The sequence below is a fragment of the Streptomyces sp. NPDC015346 genome (assembly GCF_043078785.1).
Classification (GTDB): Bacteria; Actinomycetota; Actinomycetes; order Streptomycetales; family Streptomycetaceae; genus Streptomyces.
On sequence record NZ_JBIBTW010000002.1, the window covers coordinates 43,990 to 60,814 of the forward strand.

Annotated in this window: 14 protein-coding genes; 5 read left to right on the top strand and 9 right to left on the bottom strand. The window is 72.8% G+C overall.

All coding sequences use genetic code 11. The features are described 5' to 3' along the window. The first annotated feature begins 4 nt into the window (after window positions 1–4). The 5 genes from ACF06X_RS06190 (at window position 5) to ACF06X_RS06210 (ending at window position 4,719) form a co-directional block, all read left to right on the top strand. A complete protein-coding gene (locus ACF06X_RS06190; protein WP_392286026.1) occupies window positions 5–1,039 on the top strand; it encodes a pyridoxal-phosphate dependent enzyme in 1,035 nt (344 codons plus the stop codon). Between the two features lie 70 nt (window positions 1,040–1,109). Further along, window positions 1,110–1,916 carry a phytanoyl-CoA dioxygenase family protein gene (locus ACF06X_RS06195; protein ID WP_392286027.1) on the top strand — a complete coding sequence of 269 codons (807 nt, stop codon included), beginning with the start codon at window positions 1,110–1,112 and terminating at the stop codon, window positions 1,914–1,916. An 85-nt stretch (window positions 1,917–2,001) separates the two neighbouring features. Then, window positions 2,002–2,826, top strand: coding sequence for a Rossmann-like domain-containing protein (locus tag ACF06X_RS06200; protein WP_392286028.1), 825 nt, complete (start codon window positions 2,002–2,004; stop codon window positions 2,824–2,826). Then, window positions 2,823–4,121, top strand: coding sequence for an MFS transporter (locus ACF06X_RS06205; protein ID WP_392286029.1), 1,299 nt, complete (start codon window positions 2,823–2,825; stop codon window positions 4,119–4,121). Before ACF06X_RS06200 ends, ACF06X_RS06205 begins: the two co-directional genes overlap by 4 nt. A 157-nt stretch (window positions 4,122–4,278) precedes the next feature. Next, window positions 4,279–4,719 carry a Fur family transcriptional regulator gene (locus tag ACF06X_RS06210; protein ID WP_392286030.1) on the top strand — a complete coding sequence of 147 codons (441 nt, stop codon included), beginning with the start codon at window positions 4,279–4,281 and terminating at the stop codon, window positions 4,717–4,719. Window positions 4,720–4,777: 58 nt separating this feature from the next. Here the strand turns inward: ACF06X_RS06210 and ACF06X_RS06215 are convergent, their stop codons facing one another. The 9 genes from ACF06X_RS06215 to ACF06X_RS06255 are packed head-to-tail and all read right to left on the bottom strand — an operon-like array spanning window position 4,778 to window position 16,814. Next, window positions 4,778–6,862: a hypothetical protein gene (locus ACF06X_RS06215; RefSeq protein WP_392286031.1), complete on the bottom strand. Its 2,085-nt coding sequence runs from the start codon at window positions 6,860–6,862 to the stop codon at window positions 4,778–4,780. 54 nt (window positions 6,863–6,916) lie between these two features. Then, window positions 6,917–7,507 carry a hypothetical protein gene (locus tag ACF06X_RS06220; RefSeq protein WP_392286032.1) on the bottom strand — a complete coding sequence of 197 codons (591 nt, stop codon included), beginning with the start codon at window positions 7,505–7,507 and terminating at the stop codon, window positions 6,917–6,919. After that, window positions 7,500–11,768: a LamG-like jellyroll fold domain-containing protein gene (locus ACF06X_RS06225; protein ID WP_392286033.1), complete on the bottom strand. Its 4,269-nt coding sequence runs from the start codon at window positions 11,766–11,768 to the stop codon at window positions 7,500–7,502. The genes ACF06X_RS06220 and ACF06X_RS06225 overlap by 8 nt, the downstream gene beginning before the upstream one ends. Further along, window positions 11,765–13,090, bottom strand: coding sequence for a baseplate J/gp47 family protein (locus ACF06X_RS06230; protein WP_392286034.1), 1,326 nt, complete (start codon window positions 13,088–13,090; stop codon window positions 11,765–11,767). Before ACF06X_RS06230 ends, ACF06X_RS06225 begins: the two co-directional genes overlap by 4 nt. Continuing rightward, the gene (locus tag ACF06X_RS06235; RefSeq protein WP_392286035.1) at window positions 13,087–13,773 is read right to left on the bottom strand and encodes a hypothetical protein; all 687 of its coding nucleotides are present in this window, start codon (window positions 13,771–13,773) and stop codon (window positions 13,087–13,089) included. Before ACF06X_RS06235 ends, ACF06X_RS06230 begins: the two co-directional genes overlap by 4 nt. Beyond that, on the bottom strand, window positions 13,773–14,144 hold the full coding sequence (locus ACF06X_RS06240) for a hypothetical protein (protein ID WP_392286036.1): 372 nt from the start codon (window positions 14,142–14,144) through the stop codon (window positions 13,773–13,775). Before ACF06X_RS06240 ends, ACF06X_RS06235 begins: the two co-directional genes overlap by 1 nt. Further along, window positions 14,144–15,892 (bottom strand): hypothetical protein, encoded by a 1,749-nt coding sequence (locus tag ACF06X_RS06245; protein WP_392286037.1) that lies wholly within the window; start codon window positions 15,890–15,892, stop codon window positions 14,144–14,146. Before ACF06X_RS06245 ends, ACF06X_RS06240 begins: the two co-directional genes overlap by 1 nt. Further along, entirely contained in the window at window positions 15,883–16,308 is a 426-nt protein-coding gene (locus ACF06X_RS06250) for a hypothetical protein (protein ID WP_392286038.1), read from the bottom strand. Before ACF06X_RS06250 ends, ACF06X_RS06245 begins: the two co-directional genes overlap by 10 nt. Continuing rightward, on the bottom strand, window positions 16,305–16,814 hold the full coding sequence (locus tag ACF06X_RS06255; RefSeq protein ID WP_392286039.1) for a hypothetical protein: 510 nt from the start codon (window positions 16,812–16,814) through the stop codon (window positions 16,305–16,307). Before ACF06X_RS06255 ends, ACF06X_RS06250 begins: the two co-directional genes overlap by 4 nt. Window positions 16,815–16,825 lie beyond the last annotated feature (11 nt).

Here is a 16,825-nt window from a genome sequence, read left to right on the forward strand (position 1 = left end):
GGACATGCACGAGCACATAGCCGAGGCGGTCAAGGAACCGGACGTGGTGACCGTCCCGCCGGGCGCGATCTGTCTGCGCTTCGAGACGATGAAGCTGTACTCGGCCCTCGGGGCCGTACGCCACCTGCTGGAGACCGGGCAGATCAAGCCGGGTGACACCCTCGTGGACAGCTCCAGCGGCATCTACGCCCACGCGCTCGCCCTGGCCTGCCACCGGTACGGCCTGAACTGCCACATCGTCGGCTCCACCACGGTGGACCGCACCCTGCGCGTCCAGCTGGAGATCCTCGGTGCGACCCTGGAACAGGTCCGGCCGTCCAAGAACCTCCGCCTGGACCAGAACCTCCGCGTCCAGCGGATCGGCGAACTGCTGCGCGAGAACCCGCACTACCACTGGATGCGGCAGTACCACGACGCCATCCACTACCTCGGCTACCGCGACGTCGCCGACCTCATCCGCAAAGAGGTGCCCGAAGGGCCCCTGTCGCTCGTCGGCGGCGTCGGCACCGGCGCGTCCACCGGCGCCATCGCCGGCTACCTGCGCGAGGCGGGCCGGGACGTGACGCTCGTCGGGGTGCAGCCGTTCGGCAGCGTCACCTTCGGTGCCGAGCACGTCCTGGACCCGGACATGATCATCGCCGGGATCGGCAGCTCCATCCCCTTCCAGAACGTCCGGCACGACCTGTACGACCGGATCCACTGGGTGAACTTCGACTACGCCATGTCGGGCGCCGTCGAACTCCTGCGGGCGAGCGGCATCTTCGCCGGCCTGTCGGCGGGAGCCGCGTACCTGGCCACGCTCTGGGAGCGGGAGCGCGACGCCGACCGTACGTACGTCTTCCTGGCCGCCGACACCGGGCACCGCTACGTCGACAGCGCCTACGCCAACCACGCCGACGCCGTCGGCCTCGGATCGATGCGGCCCCATGAGGTCACGGCGCAGGACGAGCTCCGGCACCCGTGGTCCGCGATGGACTGGCCGCCGGCCGACAGCGCGCTGCTGCGCGGCGCTCCGGTCCTGGTGGCCGAGACGGCTTAGCGACCGTCGCGGGGCGGGCCGCCGCCGCCCCTCTGTCCGTACCACCCGTGCCCGACCGGAAGGTGCCTCCGTGTCCCTCGATCCCCTCGGTTCCCTCGGTTCCCTCGACGGGCAGCTCGACCGCGGTTTCGTCCTCCTGCCGCGGCTCCTCGGGCCGGCCGAGACAGCGGCCCTGGGAGAGGCGGCGGAGTCGGTGCTCTCCCGCGTGACGGACAAGGCACGGGACGGGAAGGCCGACGTCGCCGTATGGCCGGACGGGCACCGGCTGGAGAAGGTGGACGGGACCACCGTCCACTGGGAGCCGGAGGCCCGTCCGCCCGCCGTGCGCAGCCTGTCGCCCGTCACCCACCTGGACCCGGCCCTCGACGCCCTCTGGACCGACGACCGGATCACCGCTCCCATGCGCCGGATCGTCGGCGCCGAGCGTCTGGGCAGGTTCACGTGCAAGCTCAACTTCAAGCGTGCGGGCGTGGGTTCCGAGTTCCGCTGGCACCAGGACTATCCGTACTGGTACTGCTGCGCCGGACCCGACGCCCGGGACGTGGCCACCGCGATGGTCTTCCTCGACGACGTCACGGCCGACAACGGCGCCCTCGTGATCGTGCCGGGCAGCCATCGGGCCGGGCCGGCGCCCCGGGACCGGGCCGAGCCCACCGGCCTGCTGGTCGACGCCGAACGTACCGACGTGCGAGGCGCCGTGACCGTCGAGGCCCCGGCCGGATCGGTGCTGATGTTCCCCGGGCTCGTCGTGCACCGCTCCGGCCCCAACCGCACCGCCCACGACCGGCGTTCGCTGCTGCTGTGCTTCCAGCCGGCCGACCGTCCCGAACTCGCCGGCCTGCCCTACCGCCCCGAGCGCCTGACCGACCTGCCCTGACCGACCTGCCCTGACCCTCCTTTCCTCTCCGTACCGAACCCCGTGCGGCACACCCCGTGCCCGTACCCCCCGAGAAAGAACCGCCATGTCTCCAGTCCAGCCGCAGTCCGTACCGGAACTCCAGCAGGCCGTCCTCCAAGGCGCCTTCGGGCCGCTCCCCAGCGAGCTGGCCGTCACCAGTGCCTTCTGGCTCCACCACACCACGCGCCTGGCCGGCAGCCAGGTCACGTACCGCAACCACTATCTGCTGCTTCGCTCCGGCGACGCCTTCGGCGCCTGCTCCTTCGAAGCCGGCGAACTCGCCCCCGACTTCTGCGCCGACGCCTCGGGCCACACCCTCGACACGTTGATCCGCCACGAGTCCGCGCCCGTGCGCGTCGCGGCGCTCGACGCCTACCTCGGCCGCGTGCGCCCGCACCGCGACGCGGCGGAAGCCGAGACGGTCACCCTGCCGACCGGCACGCCGGAGGTACGGGCGGAGGCCAGGGACGCGGCCGTCGCCGGGCTCCTCGACATCGCCCCCGGCGCGAAGGTCGCCCTGATCGGCGTCGTCAACCCGCTGGTCGCGGCGATACGCGAGCAGGGCGGCGTCCCGCTGCCCTGCGACCTCAACCTGCGCACGACCAACTGGGGCGACCCCGTCACCGACGACATGACGGAGGTGCTGGCCGAGGCCGACGCGGTCGTCGCGACCGGCATGACCCTCAGCAACGGCAGCTTCGACCGGATCCTGGAGCACTGCCGCAAGCGGGAGCTCCCGCTGGTGGTGTACGCACAGACCGGGAGCGCCGTCGCGCGGGCCTTCCTCGGCGATGCCGGCGTGACCGCGCTGTCCGCCGAGCCGTTCCCCTTCTCCCAGTTCAGCGCCGACGAGACCGCGCTGTACCGGTACCGGGCGGGGCGGGCATGAGCAGCGAGACCAAAGACCCGGGGGCGGCCGTGCGGGCCGTCGGAACACAGCTGGAGACCGCGAGCGGCAGGGAGGCGAGCTCCGGCGCCGGGGCCGTACCCGGCGACCTGGCGATGACCCGCCGCCTCTGGCCCTTCATGCTGGCCTCCGCCGTCGGCCTGGTCCCCTTCACCATCTACAGCACCTTCCTCGTCCCCATGGCCGCCGCCTCCGGCGGCGGCGTCGCGGCCCTGGGCCAGCTGCGCGGCCTCGGCGGCCTGGCTGCCCTCGCCGTGGGCACCGCGCTCGCGCCGCTGATCGACCGCGTACGCCGGGAGTGGGCGGCCGCGGCTGGACTGGCCGTGCTCGCGGTCTCGGCGGCGCTCGGCGCGAGCGGCGAGTTCCTGCTCCTGGCCGTGTTCTGCCTGCTGGTCGGCGCCGGCACGGCCGTACTCAACCCCGCGCTGACCGCCGCCGCGGCCGACCGGTTCGACAACGACGCCGCGGCGGGCCGTGCCGCCACCCTCATCACCGCCACGCAATCGCTGACCGCGCTCCTCGCCGCACCGCTCGTGGCACTGCCCGCCCTGGTGTGGGGCTGGCGCGGCGACCTGTGGGCGATCTCCGCGCTCTGCGCCGTCCTCGCCCTGTACTTCCTCCTGCGCGGCCGCCGGGGGACCGGCGCCGAGGCCGCCGAGAAGGCGAAGCGGCCCGGCTACCTGGAGTCGTTCCGGCTGCTGGGCGCCCTGCCGGGCGTGGTTCCGCTCATCCTGGTCGCCATGCTGCGGACGGCCGCGTTCATGGGCTACCTCGCCTACCTCGCCGCCTTCTACGACGAGCGGTTCGGGCTCGCGCCCGAGCCCTTCGCGATCGTGTGGACACTCAGTGGTACCGCTTTCTTCCTCGGTAACCTGCTCGCGGGACGGCTGCTGAGCGCCGACAAGGCGAGGATCCCGGCGGAACGCCTGATGACACTCGCGCTGCTCGTGGCACTGGCCGCGCTCGTCGGTGTCTTCTTCACCCACACGCTCTGGCTGGCCCTGCCCCTCACGGCGCTCGTCGGCGCCGGACACGCGACGGTCGCGGCCTGTGTCACCACCCTGCTGGTACGGCGCTGCGGCTCCCTGCGGGGCACGGCGCTGAGTGTCAACGCCGCCGGGATGAGCTTCGGTGTCTTCCTCGGCGCCGGGCTGGGCGGCGTGGGTCTGGCTCTCGGCGGCTTCGCCGGCACGGCGGCGGCACTCGGCGGACTGACCGTCGTGGCCCTCGTCCTCGCCCGCGTCGCGGCCCGCTCCCCGGCCTCCGCCGGGAACTGATCGGAAGTCCGCCGCGCGCCGCGGGCACGGCACGCGGTGGTCCGCACGGCCCGGGTCCCACGGAGCACGTCCGTGAGACCCGGGCCACGACGAACCGGAACAGCCTTCGGCAGGGGGGGCGATCGTGACCGTCACACCAGTGGGGACGAACAGGCGCATGACCCGTCAGCGCGCCGCTGTGGAGAAGGCGCTGGCCGATCGCGCCGAGTTCGTCTCGGCCCAGGAACTCCACGGGGCGATGGGCGAGTCGGGCATCCACGTCGGTCTCACCACCGTGTACCGCGCACTCCAGGCCCTGGAGCGGTCCGGCGCCGCCGACGTCGTGCGCGACGACGTCGGCGAGAGGCTCTACCGGTACCGCCGCCCCGAGACCGGGCACCGTCACTACCTCCTGTGCCGACGCTGCCGCCGTCATGAGCCCTTGGACACGGATGTCGTCGAGGACTGGGTCGCCGCCGTCGTACGGTCGACCGGGTTCGCGGACGTCGAGCACACCCTGGAACTCACCGGGACCTGCGCCGAGTGCCGGACGGTGGGGACCACGACAGCGCGAAGTGCCCTCCTCCCATCCTGGCTCGACGCTGAATCGTCCGGATGATCCCGAGGTACGCGATCCGCTTCGAGAGATCAAGCTGGCGGCGCGGTCCGGCGTCCGGCTACGCAGCCCGGTTGTAGCGGCGGGCGGAGAGGGAACGGTCCGCCGGGTGGCCGATCAGTTCGGGGTGCACGAAGAAGCCTTTGTCCTCCGCGGGCTTCTCCTCGTCGACGGTCAGCGGGTGCGCCCTGGCCCAGTTGTCGCAGCGGACGCCGGTCACCTGCCAGCAGACCTCCAGGCCCGGCCCGCCCCCCGCGATGGCGAAGGAGTGGTCGGCGAGCGGTCGGCTGACGTGCAGTTCGGGCGCCGGGGCGCCGACAGCGGTGAGTTGGTAGCGGAAGGACTCGTTCAGCGACTCGAACCACGCGGGCAGCTCGACCGTGGCACGGCCCTCCTCGTCGAGGACGGCCGTGCCGTCGTAGACGTTCTTCAGCTCCGGGGACTCGACGGCCGCGTGGATCAGGAAGCGGTCATCCGGCTCGATCGGGTGGTCGATCCTGATGACGTTCACGCTGTCGGACACCGTCCCGGTGATGACGACGTCGCCGTCCAGGAGTGCCGCCTTCTCCGTGCCCTTCGCGTACAGGCCGGTGGCGCCGCGGGCTTCCACTCCGTACGACTGGTCGCTGGTGCCTTTGACGCCTGTACCCAAGGTGCACGTGCCCAGGACGCCCGCGTTGGTGCGACCACCCGTGCCCCGCACCCCGTGGTTGTCCGTACTGCTGCCCGACACACCTGGCCCGTCGCCTCCGGTGCCCTTCACACCGGGATGCGCGCCGCCGCCCTGTCCGGAGACTCCCACGCTCTTCTGGCTGGTGCCCGAGACGCCGACGCCCTGGGTGCTCGACGCGGAGACGCCCGCACCGCTCGTGCTCTTGGCGAGGACGCCGGCGCCGCTGGTGCTGACACCCGAGAGGCCGGCGCCGCCATCGCAGGTGCCGAGGACCCCGGGGTGGGTACCGCCGCCGGTTCCGGAGATCCCGGGGCCCGCCGTGCTGCTGCCGGACACGCCCGGACCCGAGGCGCCGGTTCCCTCGACGCCGGGGTGGGCACCGCCGCCTTTCCCCGTGACGCCCACGCCCTTCTCACTGGTCCCGGCCACCCCGGCCGCCTGCGTGCTGTTCCCCGAGACCCCTGCGCCCCGGGTACTCGTGCCGAGCACGCCCGCGCCGGACGAGCCGACGCCTTCGACGCCGGCGGACGCCCCGCCGCCCCTGCCACGGAGACCGACGCCCTCGGCGCTGCTGCCCGTGACTCCGGGGCCGGCCGCGGTCGCGTGGCCCGTGACGCCCGCGCCCTGGCCTCCGCCTTGGCCGGTGACGCCGTCGCCGTTCGTACTGGTGCCGGTGACGCCGGGCCCGTCGGTGCTCGTCCCGGCCACGCCCGGTCCGCCGTCGGCGTTCGCCTCTACGGCCGACGCGGTGCCGCGGGCCTTGGCGAAGACGCCCGTGCCTCGCTCGCTCGTACCGGAGAGTCCGGGGCCGTCGGTGGCGCTACCGACGACGCCGGCGCCCTGTCCTCCGCCGGTACCGGTGACGCCGTCGCCCTGGCCGCTGGTGCCGCGGACCCCGGGGCCGGTGTCACCGGTGCCCGAGACACCCGGACCGGAGCCTGTGCTCTCGCCGGACACACCGGGGCCGTCGGAGTTCGTGCCCGACACGCCGGCTTCGGAGCCGGAGGTGCTCCCGGCCACACCCGCGCCCCGCTCGCTTCTGCCCTCCACTCCGGGCCCCTCACCTCCGGTGCCGAGGACGCCGGGGCTCCCGAGGACGCCGGGGCTCGCGGGAGCGCCTTCACCGGTCACGCCCGGGCCTTTGGTGCTCGTGCCCTTCACTCCCGGGCCTCGGGTGCCGGTGCCGAGCACCCCGGGAGCGTCCCCCTCGCTGAGACCCGACACGCCGACCCCAGCGGCGCTGATGCCGGCGACACCCGTGCCTCCTTCGGCGCGCTTGGACCGCCCCAGAACCCCCACACCGCCGGGGTGGACGTTGATGCCGAACACACCGCCGATGGGTTCTCCCTCCTCGCCCGCGTTCCCGCTGCTGCCGATGACACCGCTCCCCTGCAAACAGTCCCCCCAGACACCGCACTTGAGCGAACCCGGGGAGAACGTGGTGGCGCCGTCCTGTGATGTGGGGGGTTTCACGGGTGACATGGTCGTGTCCTCTCTGGTGTGCCGAAACGCGTTCCGTTCCGGACGTCACTCGTAGGTGATCTGGACGCAGAAGACCGTGACCGCTTCTTCCGGGTCCGCCCTTTCGACCTGGACCGTCAGGTAGTAGCGGTGCGTCTTGTTCGAGATCTTCACCTCTCCTCCCTCTGGCCTGGCAGGAGTCCCCAGCGTCTTGGAGGTGAGGAGGACGTCGGTGTCTTCGCGGTTGTTGATCTCTCGGCTCTTGAGGGCGACCGTGAGCGTGCCGGTGCTGGACAGGTTGCTTCCGGTCACGAGCAGCGATTTCACGATGACTCCGTCAGGGAGGGTGACGTTCATGAAGCCGTGCGCCTCCTCCGCGAGGTTCGGCTTCTCCACCATGTCGACGGCTTGCAGCCAGGGCGGCCGCTCGGATCCGTTCTCGGTGTACCGGTTCAGTACGGGGACCAGCGTGAGATGCCGCGTCGACACCCCCAGCGCCTCGATGATCGGGTTGATCTGGTTCCGCGCCAGCCCGGCGAACTCGTCCTCCAGCTGGTGGAACCGACTGTTGAGGCCCTCCTCGCCGCCCGCCTGGACGCGGTGTTGGTGGTCGATCCAGTCCTTGTGGCTGAACTTGGGCACGTAGCGCTCAGTCATCACGGCCGTCCTTGCGTAGACGGATGAAGGGGGAGGAGAAGGGATCCGCGACGTGGTACGTCGGGAACGTGTGGAGGCGGGGTCGTTCCGCGTCCTCGTCGTCGAGGCCGGCCAGGGTCCGCAGGCGGTCGGTGCGGCACTCGACGCCGAGGGGGTGGAACCAGTTGAGGACGTTGAGGATCAGGTCGTACTGCTCCTTCGTGACGGACACGCCGGGCTGCACGTCCAGCTCCCGTTTGAGCCCGACCTCGCACTGGTAGGGCAGCAGGCCCTCGTCGGGGAGGTAGGTGGCCCGGATCAGAACGCGGCCGGGGGCGACGCCGGCGACTGTGCAGACCGGGGCCTCGGGTCTCGTCGGTTCGGCGGTGCCCGGGCCGTTCGGGGTGGACGACCACACGAGTTCCTCGCCCAGGCCGGTGCCCAGCGGCAGCTCGGCGGCGAGCCGGGGCGGGGCGGGCGGGTCCGCGCCGAGCGGTGCGGGATCGGCGAGGAGCACGGTGCCGCTGCGGCGTGGGGCCATGACGAGGCAGGGCGGGTACGAGGCGCCGGAAGGGCTCGCGGCAAGGGCGGGCCCGCCGCGACCGGGGCTGAACACCTGGGGCAGGCGGACGTCGGTGGCGACGTCGACGAGGTGGACACGGCCGACCGCCGAGGGCGAGTCACCGGTCGCCACGTACAGCAGCTTCCCGTCGCCGCTGAGGCTCAGCCCCACCGGCACGGCGTCGGCGGGGAACCCGCCGATGGTGGCCTTCGGTTTCTCGTCCGGCGGGCGGTAGACCAGGACCCTTCCGCCGCCGTCGACACCCTCGCCGGGGCTGATGACATACAGCTTCTCGCCGTCCGCCGTGACGGCGACGGAGTGGGCATGCTGATCGTGGGTGTCGACGATCTCGCGCAGGGCCAGCGTCGCGCGTTCGACGCGACACCAACGGCCGTCGGCCAGGACGATGTACAGGGAGGGGCCGTCGGCGGCGACCGCGAGGGAGCGGGGGGCGGCGGGCAGGGAGAGCGGGGCGGCCGGCCGGCCGGTCGTCAGGGCGAAGGACCGCAGCGTCGCGTCTCCGCAGCCGGCGTAGAGCCGGTCGGTGTCGGTGGCCAGGGCGGCCGGGCGGGGGCAGAGGAGCTCCGGCGGGGTGGCGGGCTCCAGGTTGTCCGGGGTGAGGACCGCGACGCGGCCGAGCTGTTCGTGCGCGACGAAGAGACGTCCGCCGCCGAAGGCGAGGGCTCCGGGGAAGGGGTCCACCCGGCGTGAGTCGCCCAGGGCGATGTCGGGATGGGGCTGCCCCTCCACCTTCGTGAGGGTGAAGGAGGTGATCCGGTGCGAGCCCGGCTCGGCGAGGAAGAGCTGTGAGCCGTCGGCGGCGAAGCAGGCCGCGGCCGGCTGGGCGGCAGGGTCGACCTCGAACGGGACGGACTCGTCCACCGTGACCTCGTCCGGGCCTGTCACCCTGAGCTGCTCGCCGGGGGCCACGGCGACGCGGACGGTCTCCGTACCGCCGGTGGGGGCCCGGTCGATCCGGATGTGGTGGAAGCCCGCCGTGAAGGCCCGCGCCGCGAGGGCCGAGGCGGTCAGAGTGGAGTGCCGGAGCCGCAGGGCGCGGCCCTGGGCGTGGAGGGCGGCGTCGGGGTCGGGTGGCACGGCGGGGTCAGGGGGTGGTTCGGCCGCCTCCTCGGGGACGTACGAGGTGAGGACGGTGAGGCGGCCGGTCGTGGAGGCGAGCACGTCGAGCAGTCGGTCGAGGGCCTCGCCGGTGACCCGTTGCATCATCCGGTTCCGGTTCTCCGGGGCGGTGCCGTAGTCGACCGCGCGCGGGGGCTGGGTCAGGTCGTCGGTGCGCACGTGCAGCATGCGCGGGTCGAAGTCGGGGGTGGGCGGGCCCGCGGTGGCCGCCTCGGTGGCGCCGTGGCGGCCGCCCCCGCTGATGCTCTGTCCGGCCGTGAGGGCGGTGTCGGTCAGGCCGATCCGGATGCGGCGGGTGCCGCTGCCGACGTGGCCGCGGTGCGCGACCTCGACCCGGACCGAGACGTCTCCGGCCGCGAGGGCGTGCAGGGTTCCCGGCTCGCCCGGCAGGAAGACGGCGTCACCGGCTCCCGAGCGGAGGACGGACCAGCGGATCTCGGCGTCGGCGAGGCGGGTGGGGTCGGGCTCGATGCCCAGGGGGAGCGCGTCGCCTTCCGTGACGTCCGGCAGGCCCGGGTCCGAATCCGGGTCCCGGCCCTGCTCGGTTTCGCCTGCCGTGATGCGGAAGACGTCCCCGCGCGCCTGGGCGGCGTAGATGTGGCCGTCCCTGGTGTGGTGGACCCAGCCGAAGCCGGCCGCGTGCGCGAGGACGCCGAGTCGTCCCGGGTCCACGGCGGCGGCGCCGGAGGCCAGCGGCGGCGCGGGGGTGAAGGCCAGGAGGACGGCACGCCCGACCCCGTGCAGGCCGGTGGCGCCGGCGTCGGGCTCGTACGCCTTGAGCACGTGCAGTGTTCCGGCGGTCGGCGTGAGCCGCTCGACGAGGGCGTCCAGGGCGCGGACGACCCCCAGTTGCATCCGGCGGCTGTCCTCGCCGTCCGCGAAGGCCAGACCGTGCCGGTCGGGATGGCTGATCAACCAGGCGGGGTCGAAGTCGGGTTCGTCCCGGGCGGCGGTGCCGACGGCGGCCTCCTCGGGTGTGCCGAGCGTTCCGTCGTCGGCGATGGACTGGCTCACCGGGAGCGTCTTCGGCAGGACGCGCAGGAGCCGTCCGCCGGTGACCACGGGCTCCGTCTGCTCGCGCACCACGAAGGGGGCGCGGTCCTCCGAGCCGGCGATCGGTCCGGCCACTTCGTTCACCGCGGCCTGGAGTGCGTCGGGGGTGGGCAGGAGCCAGCGGTGGAAGATGCCGAGCCGGCGGCGGTACTGCTCGTCGGCCTCGCCGGTGACGGGTGCGAAGGTGTCACGGGCCACGGCGGAGAGGCGCACCTCTTCCAGCAGGCCTCGGTACTGGACGGTGGTCGTCGTCCCGTCGGCCAGGGCCTCCTTGCCCTGCCCCAGCACGAGCGCGGCGCCGCTTGTCAGCGCGCCGAGCCGTTCCGTCGTGACGTGGCGGGCCACTTCCTGCCCGTCGAGGTGGAGCACGGCGGTGGTGGTCGTCCCCGTACGGTCGAGCGCGCCGGCGATGTGGTGGAAGGAGCCGTCGCCGAGGTCGCGATCGGCGTACAGGTCGACCTGCGTGCTGCCGTCGGAGAGGGAGAAGCGGAGGTTGCGGTCGATGCCGCGGAAGGTGCCGATGACGAGGGCCCAGCCCGTGCTCCCGGGGGTGTTGAGCGTGTCGCGTTTGGCGACCACGGGTCCGTTCGTGGTGGCCTGGTCGGGTCGCACGATCGCTTCGACGGTGAAGGCGGCGGTGGCGGGGAGGGCGAAGGCGGGGGTGTCGGCGACGCTGATGCTCGCTCCCGGCCCGAATTCGAAGGCGTGGGCGAAGCGGCCGGTCCGGCCGCTGTGGGCGCCCCGGTTGACGCCCTCGCGGCCGTCGATGCCGGGCGCGGCGGCGTCGACGACGGTGTCCACCTCGGCGCCGGGGATCGGAAGGCCGTTCACGTCCCGCGGCGGGACGTCGTCGAGGTGGAAGAGCGCGATGGTGGCGTCGTCGACCGTGTGTGGGCGGGGCGGGAAGCGGGGGGCGCCGAGGTCGAGGCCGAGCAGGTCGAGGCTGGCGCCGTGGGCGGTGTCGGTGTTCCGCTGGGCAGTGACGTCGTGGAGGTGTGCGGCGACGGTCTCGTGTTCGGCGCCTATGACCCAGAGCAGTTTGGCCAGGTTTCCGAGGAGGGCGGTGACGTCCCAGGTGACGGTCCTGAGGGGGCCGAGGGGGCCGCGGGGGGTGAGGGAGACGAGTCGCAGCCGGTCGGTGAGGTCGGCGGCGCGGCCGGGGATCGGGATCGTCACGGCGCCGTCGGCCGGGTGGCCCGCCGGGATGGGTACGGTCACCTCCTCCGGGGAGACGCCGTCGTCCCGGGTGAAGGAGATCGCGACGGTGAGGGGTGCGGTGACGTCCTGCCGCGGGGTGAGCAGGTAGCGGGGGGAGGCGGGCGGTCTGCCGTAGTGGCGTTCGTAGACGGAGAAGTCGTACGACGGGACGGGGATCGTCCCGTCCTCCCGCTGGGTGTCGAGCGGGACGGTCATGCGTTCCATCCCTCGGTCGTACGGAGCGGGAAGGGCGTTCCGCATGACGGCGAGGGCGCCGCCCGGCAGCGGGTCGCGGAAGCGGAGGTGGGCGTGGGGTGCCGTCGCGCTCATGCCACCACGACCTGGAGGTCGGCCATAGAGGTGTCCACGGAGAAGCGGGCGATCTCGTCGGGGGCGAGATCCAGGTTCTCGCCCACGGACAGTTCCTGGGCGCCGCCGTACGTGGCTCCGCCGTAGTAGGTCTGGCCGAAGGCGGGGGCGAAGCGGCGCAGTCTCAGGTTCTGAACGTCGACCACGCCGGCGGCGGTGCGGGCGCTGAGGACGATGTCGGAGTAGAGCACGCCGTGTCCGAGGCGGAGCCGGTTGACGGAGGCTCGTACGGCGCCGAGGATCGCGCCCTTGACGGCTTCCTCGTCGTGACCCGCCTCGATGACCAGGGTGGCGCGGATCCCGACGTCGACCTGGTTGGCGGCGAGGAGGGCCGGGAAGATCGACACCGGCCGCCACTGCCGTACGACGTCGAGGACTTCGCCGTACAGGCCGGGGAAGGAGGCCTCGCCCTGGGTCCAGGGCCAGCCGGGCTCGGGGGCGACGACGATGTCGAAGAAGTAGGGGGAGCCGGTCTGGCGCGCCCTGGAGAAGCCGCGGCTGCCGAAGCGGAAGGTCCCGAAGGTGCGCCGGGTGGCCTCGACTCCGCCGAGGGGGTCGAAGATCACCGCGTCGCGCACCCCGTTCACGTCGAGGACCTGGGCGAGCAGTGCCTCCTGGGTCCACACGGTGCGGGGGACGCCGAGCAGTCGGGCCCGGTAGACGGCGTCGGGCTCGCCGAGCTCGCCGCCCTGGAAGTCCCGTCCCACGACGGCCTTGATCACGGCGGTGCCCAGGTTGAGGTTGTGCCGGGCCCATTGGGGGTCGGGTTCCAGTTGGCGGCCGACGGAGATGTTCCCCGCCGCGCCGCGCGCGACGGCCTCGATCTCGACCGTGGCCGTCGACCGCTCCTTGGTGAGGGTGACGGCGCCCGTGCTGCGGAAGGCGAGTGCGGGAGCGTCGGGCGACGCCACGGTCACCATGACGGTGCCCTGCGGGAGGACGTAGCCCCGGTCGGGGACGGCGTCGGCGAGCGTCAGAGCGACGGGGCCGCGGGCGCGCAGTTCGCGGCGGCGCAGGCCGAGGTCGCGGCCGAGCAGGTCCAGGCTGGGGCCCTGGGCAGTGGTGATGAAGCTGCCGTAGTACTGGGATTCCAGGGCCCGCCACAGCTCGTGGGTGCCGACGGCCGCGGCGTCCAGGACCTTGCGCAGGGCGCTGCCGGAGGTCAGGTCGACGTCGTCCCCGAACATGGCGCGGGCGCGGTCCTGCTGGTCGGCGATGATCCGGTCGATGCCCTTGACGACGAACCCGTCCTCGGTGACGCCGAACCGTTCCTCGGAGGTCATGGGGTCCCCCTTGCTCGGAGGGTGAGAGCGGTGCTCGCGATGGTGTCGACGACGGCGAAGACCGCGTAGACGCGGGCCGCGTGCGCGGCGGCCACCTCCCGCCGGTGGGTCTCCTCGTCGAGTCCGGGCCGGAGTTCGAGGTAGCGCGGGTCGTCGTCGAAGAAGACTTCGCGCACGTCGGTGACCCGACGGTCCGAGCTGAGGCAGCGGACGAGTTCCATGGTGAGGAACTCCTTGCGGGTCGGCAGGTCGTGGGCGTAGGCGCTGATGGCCAGTCGGTCGAAGCCGAACAGGGTGTTGAGCCGGTCGCTGCCGGTCTGGGTGGCGACGCCCAGCTCCAGCGCCTGGCGCAGCGCCTCGGCGCCGACGACGAGGGCGAGGTCGAGGGAGCGTCCGTCGAGGACGAGGTCCCCCTCGTCGAGGGCGAGGCCGCGGCCGAGGCTGGGCGCGCCGTCGCGTGGGGCCTCGTCGGGGAGGTACGGGCGGATGGCGGCGGCCAGGTCCGGACCGCGCGCCGCCGGGCCGGCGGCGGTCGCGAACGGCGCGGCGGCGAAGGACGTGCCGGGGGGCGAGGCGGGGAGCGGCGACGGGTTCGGCGGTGCGGGCCCCGCCGGGAGGGGGCCGCCGGGCCGGCCGCCGGCCGGAGGGTCGTCGCGCGGTTCCATCGGCTCGTTCCCGGCCATCACTGCGTCTCCAGGACGGTCTGGCCCGGGTCGGCGACCGTCCACCGGCCGGGTCCCTGCCCGCTCGCGGTGACCCCGGCCGCCGTGGCGAGCAGGGCCGGGGTGCCGCCCACGGTCAGCTTCTTGGACCATCCGTCGGGGGTCGCCGGGGTGATGACGCAGGGCTGCGGGCCGCTGGGTGTGGTCGCGGTGCAGGGCGAGATCATGCCCGGTACGGGGGTGGCCGCCGAGCCGAACGCGAGGCCGCCCTCCTTGCCGGCGAGGACGACTCCCCTGCCCTTGACGGTGACCCGGGGGTCGCCGGCCGTGAGCGTGAGTCTGCCCTGGTGGGTGCATTGGATGATCGCGCCTTCGACGAGTACGAGAGGCATCAGCTGATCGCCACCTTCCCCTTGCCGATCGTCACGGTCACTCCCCCGGACTTGAGCACCACGTCGTGTGATCCGCCGTCGACGGTGACGCTCCCGTCGGCGTCGATCGTGACGGTGGTCCCCGACTGGTGGGTGAGCACGAAGACTTCGGCGTCCCCTTCCTCGGGCCGCTCACCGACCGCTGTGCAGGCGTCCGCGCCGATCGCGACCTTCATGCCGATCGCCTCCACGACCCGGCGGCCGTCCGCGGCGATCAGGTCGTTGACGCCCTTGCCGGTGGGTCGAGGAGTGCCGGCACCGCTGCTGAGCTCGGTGGGCAGGCAGAGCCACCAGTCGCCCTCCTTGGACTTCGGGCGGTCGGTCCTGGGGTCGTTGGGCCACAGGAAGCCGGCCACCACGGTGTCGTCGGGGTTGTCCCTGACCTGGTTGAGCAGGGCGCGCATGCCCTCGTACACCGGGACCGACAGGCCGACCTTGTGCCAGGCGAAAGGCGAGGCGACGGGCTTGTCCCGCCGCGTCGGATCTCCTCCGGTGATCGGTACGTCGACACTGGGCGACGCCATGGCCTCGTTGGGCCGCTGGCCGCTGAGCACGGTCGCCACCCGCCGGTCCGGCGCGGCCCGGTCGATGACGCCGACGTCGACGGACGGATTGACGGCGGCGTGCTCCTGGGCCTTGCCGGAGATCAGGTCCGCGATCGAGTGGGCGGTGGCCTTGCGGGCCAGTTCGCTGAGGCGGCTGTTGCCGCCCGCCACGTCGAACTCCACCGCGCGGCCGCCGCAGGTGTAGCCGCCGCGCGGCGAGAACGTGTGGGTGAGCTGGAGGACCCGAAAGCCCCGGAACGGTTTCTCGTATCCCTGCACTCCGGCCGCCACCATCTGTCCGGCCCGGAGCGAGGGGACGCCGAGCACCGTGAAGTCGAAGGCCTCGACCTTGGCCGGGTCCTTCGGATCGGTGTCGAGGGGCTGCTTGCCGACGGTGCCCAGCTGGGCGGGTTTGAACTCGGCCAGCCGGGCGACTGTCATCGTCTTCGGCACGACGAGGCACTCCTCGCCGCCGATGACGGCGGCGAGGGCGGCCACCGCGGGAATGTCGGGGAACCTGCCGGCGGGCGGATGCGTGAGGGTCTTTCCGCACTGGACCGTCCCGTCCTGGACAAGGATCTCGTACCCGTACTGGTCGGCGACCGCCCTGAGCAGCGCGAAGGCGTTCTTGCCGGTCTTGGTGATCTCACGGAGGTAGGCGCAGGGTTCCGGCGGCCCTACGACGTCGACCCCGGCGAGCCCGGCGATGTGCTTCGCCGCGTCGTAGGGCGTCGTCTCGGGCAGCGAGAAGCCTGCCTTGGGGGGATCACTGCCCGGGTCGGTGTGGGCGAGCAGCCGGTAGGCGGCCTCCTCGTACCCGGAGAGGCGGATGGCCAGCGGGGGGAACCGAGTCGTGGACTTGATCGCGTCGACCCTGCCGGACAGGACCACCTCCCGCCCGGAGGGGTCGTCCAGGTAGCCGAGGTGGATGTCGACGTCGACGCCGCCTTCAGGGCCGGCCTTCTTCTCCCCGAGAGCGCCGGTCAGCTTCTTGTGCAGGTCGAGCGGCAGATCGGCGAAGGTGATGTCGAACTTTCCCGGTTCACCGATCTCGTACTTGATCACGATCTCCGCGTCGGCCAGCACCGACCCGCTGCGGACGTCGTTCGAGATCTTCAGCCGCAGGATCGGGAAGTCGATCAGGTACCAGAGGATCACGCCCATCGCCGCGCCACCCCGATCACTATCCGGGAGCCGTAGTGGCCGCCGCCGTTGAGGTTGCCGCGGGCCACCGTCGCCTCGACCAGCTTGACGGCCAGCGGACCCGCCTCGTGGACGAGGTCCGGCTCGGGAACGAGCTTGCTGAGGAAGAGGACGCGCGGGCCGTCGGCGCCGGGGCCGGTCACCCGCAGCACCAGGTGGCCGGGGGGCGTGGGCTGCAGGGCGGTCTCCATCGGCTGCGGCACGCGGCTCCACTCGGCGAGGTCGTACAGCGTCTCGGGCGGGTCGTCCTCGCCGGCCTCGAAGTTGGCGTACAGGGCGAAGTCGTAGGAGGTGTCCCCGACCGGGCAGCGGAAGACCTGGGGAAGTCCCGCGTCGGGCTCGACCGGCAGGCGGTGGAAGAGCGGTTCGGGGGTCACAGTCCACCTCCCAGCTGGCGGCCCGGCGGGATCATCTCGCTCACGGTGGGGATCGCGACGGAGCCGGCGGCGAGCGCGAGGTCCAGGGCCTCCCCGAGGATGGCGGTCAGGCTGGAGCGCGGGACCTGTTCGAGGGTGATGGTGACGTCCAGTGCGTCCCGCTTCTGGTTGGACTGGGTGAAGCGCAGGCTGGTGATCTGCATGTCGAGGCTGACGGTCATTCCGGAGACAACGGGCAGCCCGGCCGTCTTCATCAGCGGCGCCGTGGAACCCGCCAGCGCGCGCGAGGTCAGCGCCATGGCCTCCAGGCCCTTCTTGGACAGCAGCCGGGTCCTGCCGACGAGTACGGCTTCGACACTGATCGTCCTGGTCGTCGGCGAGACGAGCTGGGCGAGGCGGCTGCCGGCGATCCGGGCCACCTGATACCCCTCACTGAGGGAGAGACTGGTGACCGTGAACAGCGGGACCGCGCCGATCAGGACGGGAACGTTCACACCGGCGGGCATGGTCCGCGCCT

Coding starts and splice junctions, on each gene's coding strand:
- ACF06X_RS06190 (WP_392286026.1), top strand. CDS start 5: ATGCACGAGCACATAGCCGAGGCGGTCAAGGAACCGGACGTGGTGACC.
- ACF06X_RS06200 (WP_392286028.1), top strand. CDS start 2,002: ATGTCTCCAGTCCAGCCGCAGTCCGTACCGGAACTCCAGCAGGCCGTC.
- ACF06X_RS06205 (WP_392286029.1), top strand. CDS start 2,823: ATGAGCAGCGAGACCAAAGACCCGGGGGCGGCCGTGCGGGCCGTCGGA.
- ACF06X_RS06210 (WP_392286030.1), top strand. CDS start 4,279: ATGACCCGTCAGCGCGCCGCTGTGGAGAAGGCGCTGGCCGATCGCGCC.
- ACF06X_RS06220 (WP_392286032.1), bottom strand. CDS start 7,507: ATGACTGAGCGCTACGTGCCCAAGTTCAGCCACAAGGACTGGATCGAC.
- ACF06X_RS06225 (WP_392286033.1), bottom strand. CDS start 11,768: ATGAGCGCGACGGCACCCCACGCCCACCTCCGCTTCCGCGACCCGCTG.
- ACF06X_RS06230 (WP_392286034.1), bottom strand. CDS start 13,090: ATGACCTCCGAGGAACGGTTCGGCGTCACCGAGGACGGGTTCGTCGTC.
- ACF06X_RS06235 (WP_392286035.1), bottom strand. CDS start 13,773: ATGGCCGGGAACGAGCCGATGGAACCGCGCGACGACCCTCCGGCCGGC.
- ACF06X_RS06240 (WP_392286036.1), bottom strand. CDS start 14,144: ATGCCTCTCGTACTCGTCGAAGGCGCGATCATCCAATGCACCCACCAG.
- ACF06X_RS06245 (WP_392286037.1), bottom strand. CDS start 15,892: ATGGGCGTGATCCTCTGGTACCTGATCGACTTCCCGATCCTGCGGCTG.
- ACF06X_RS06255 (WP_392286039.1), bottom strand. CDS start 16,814: ATGCCCGCCGGTGTGAACGTTCCCGTCCTGATCGGCGCGGTCCCGCTG.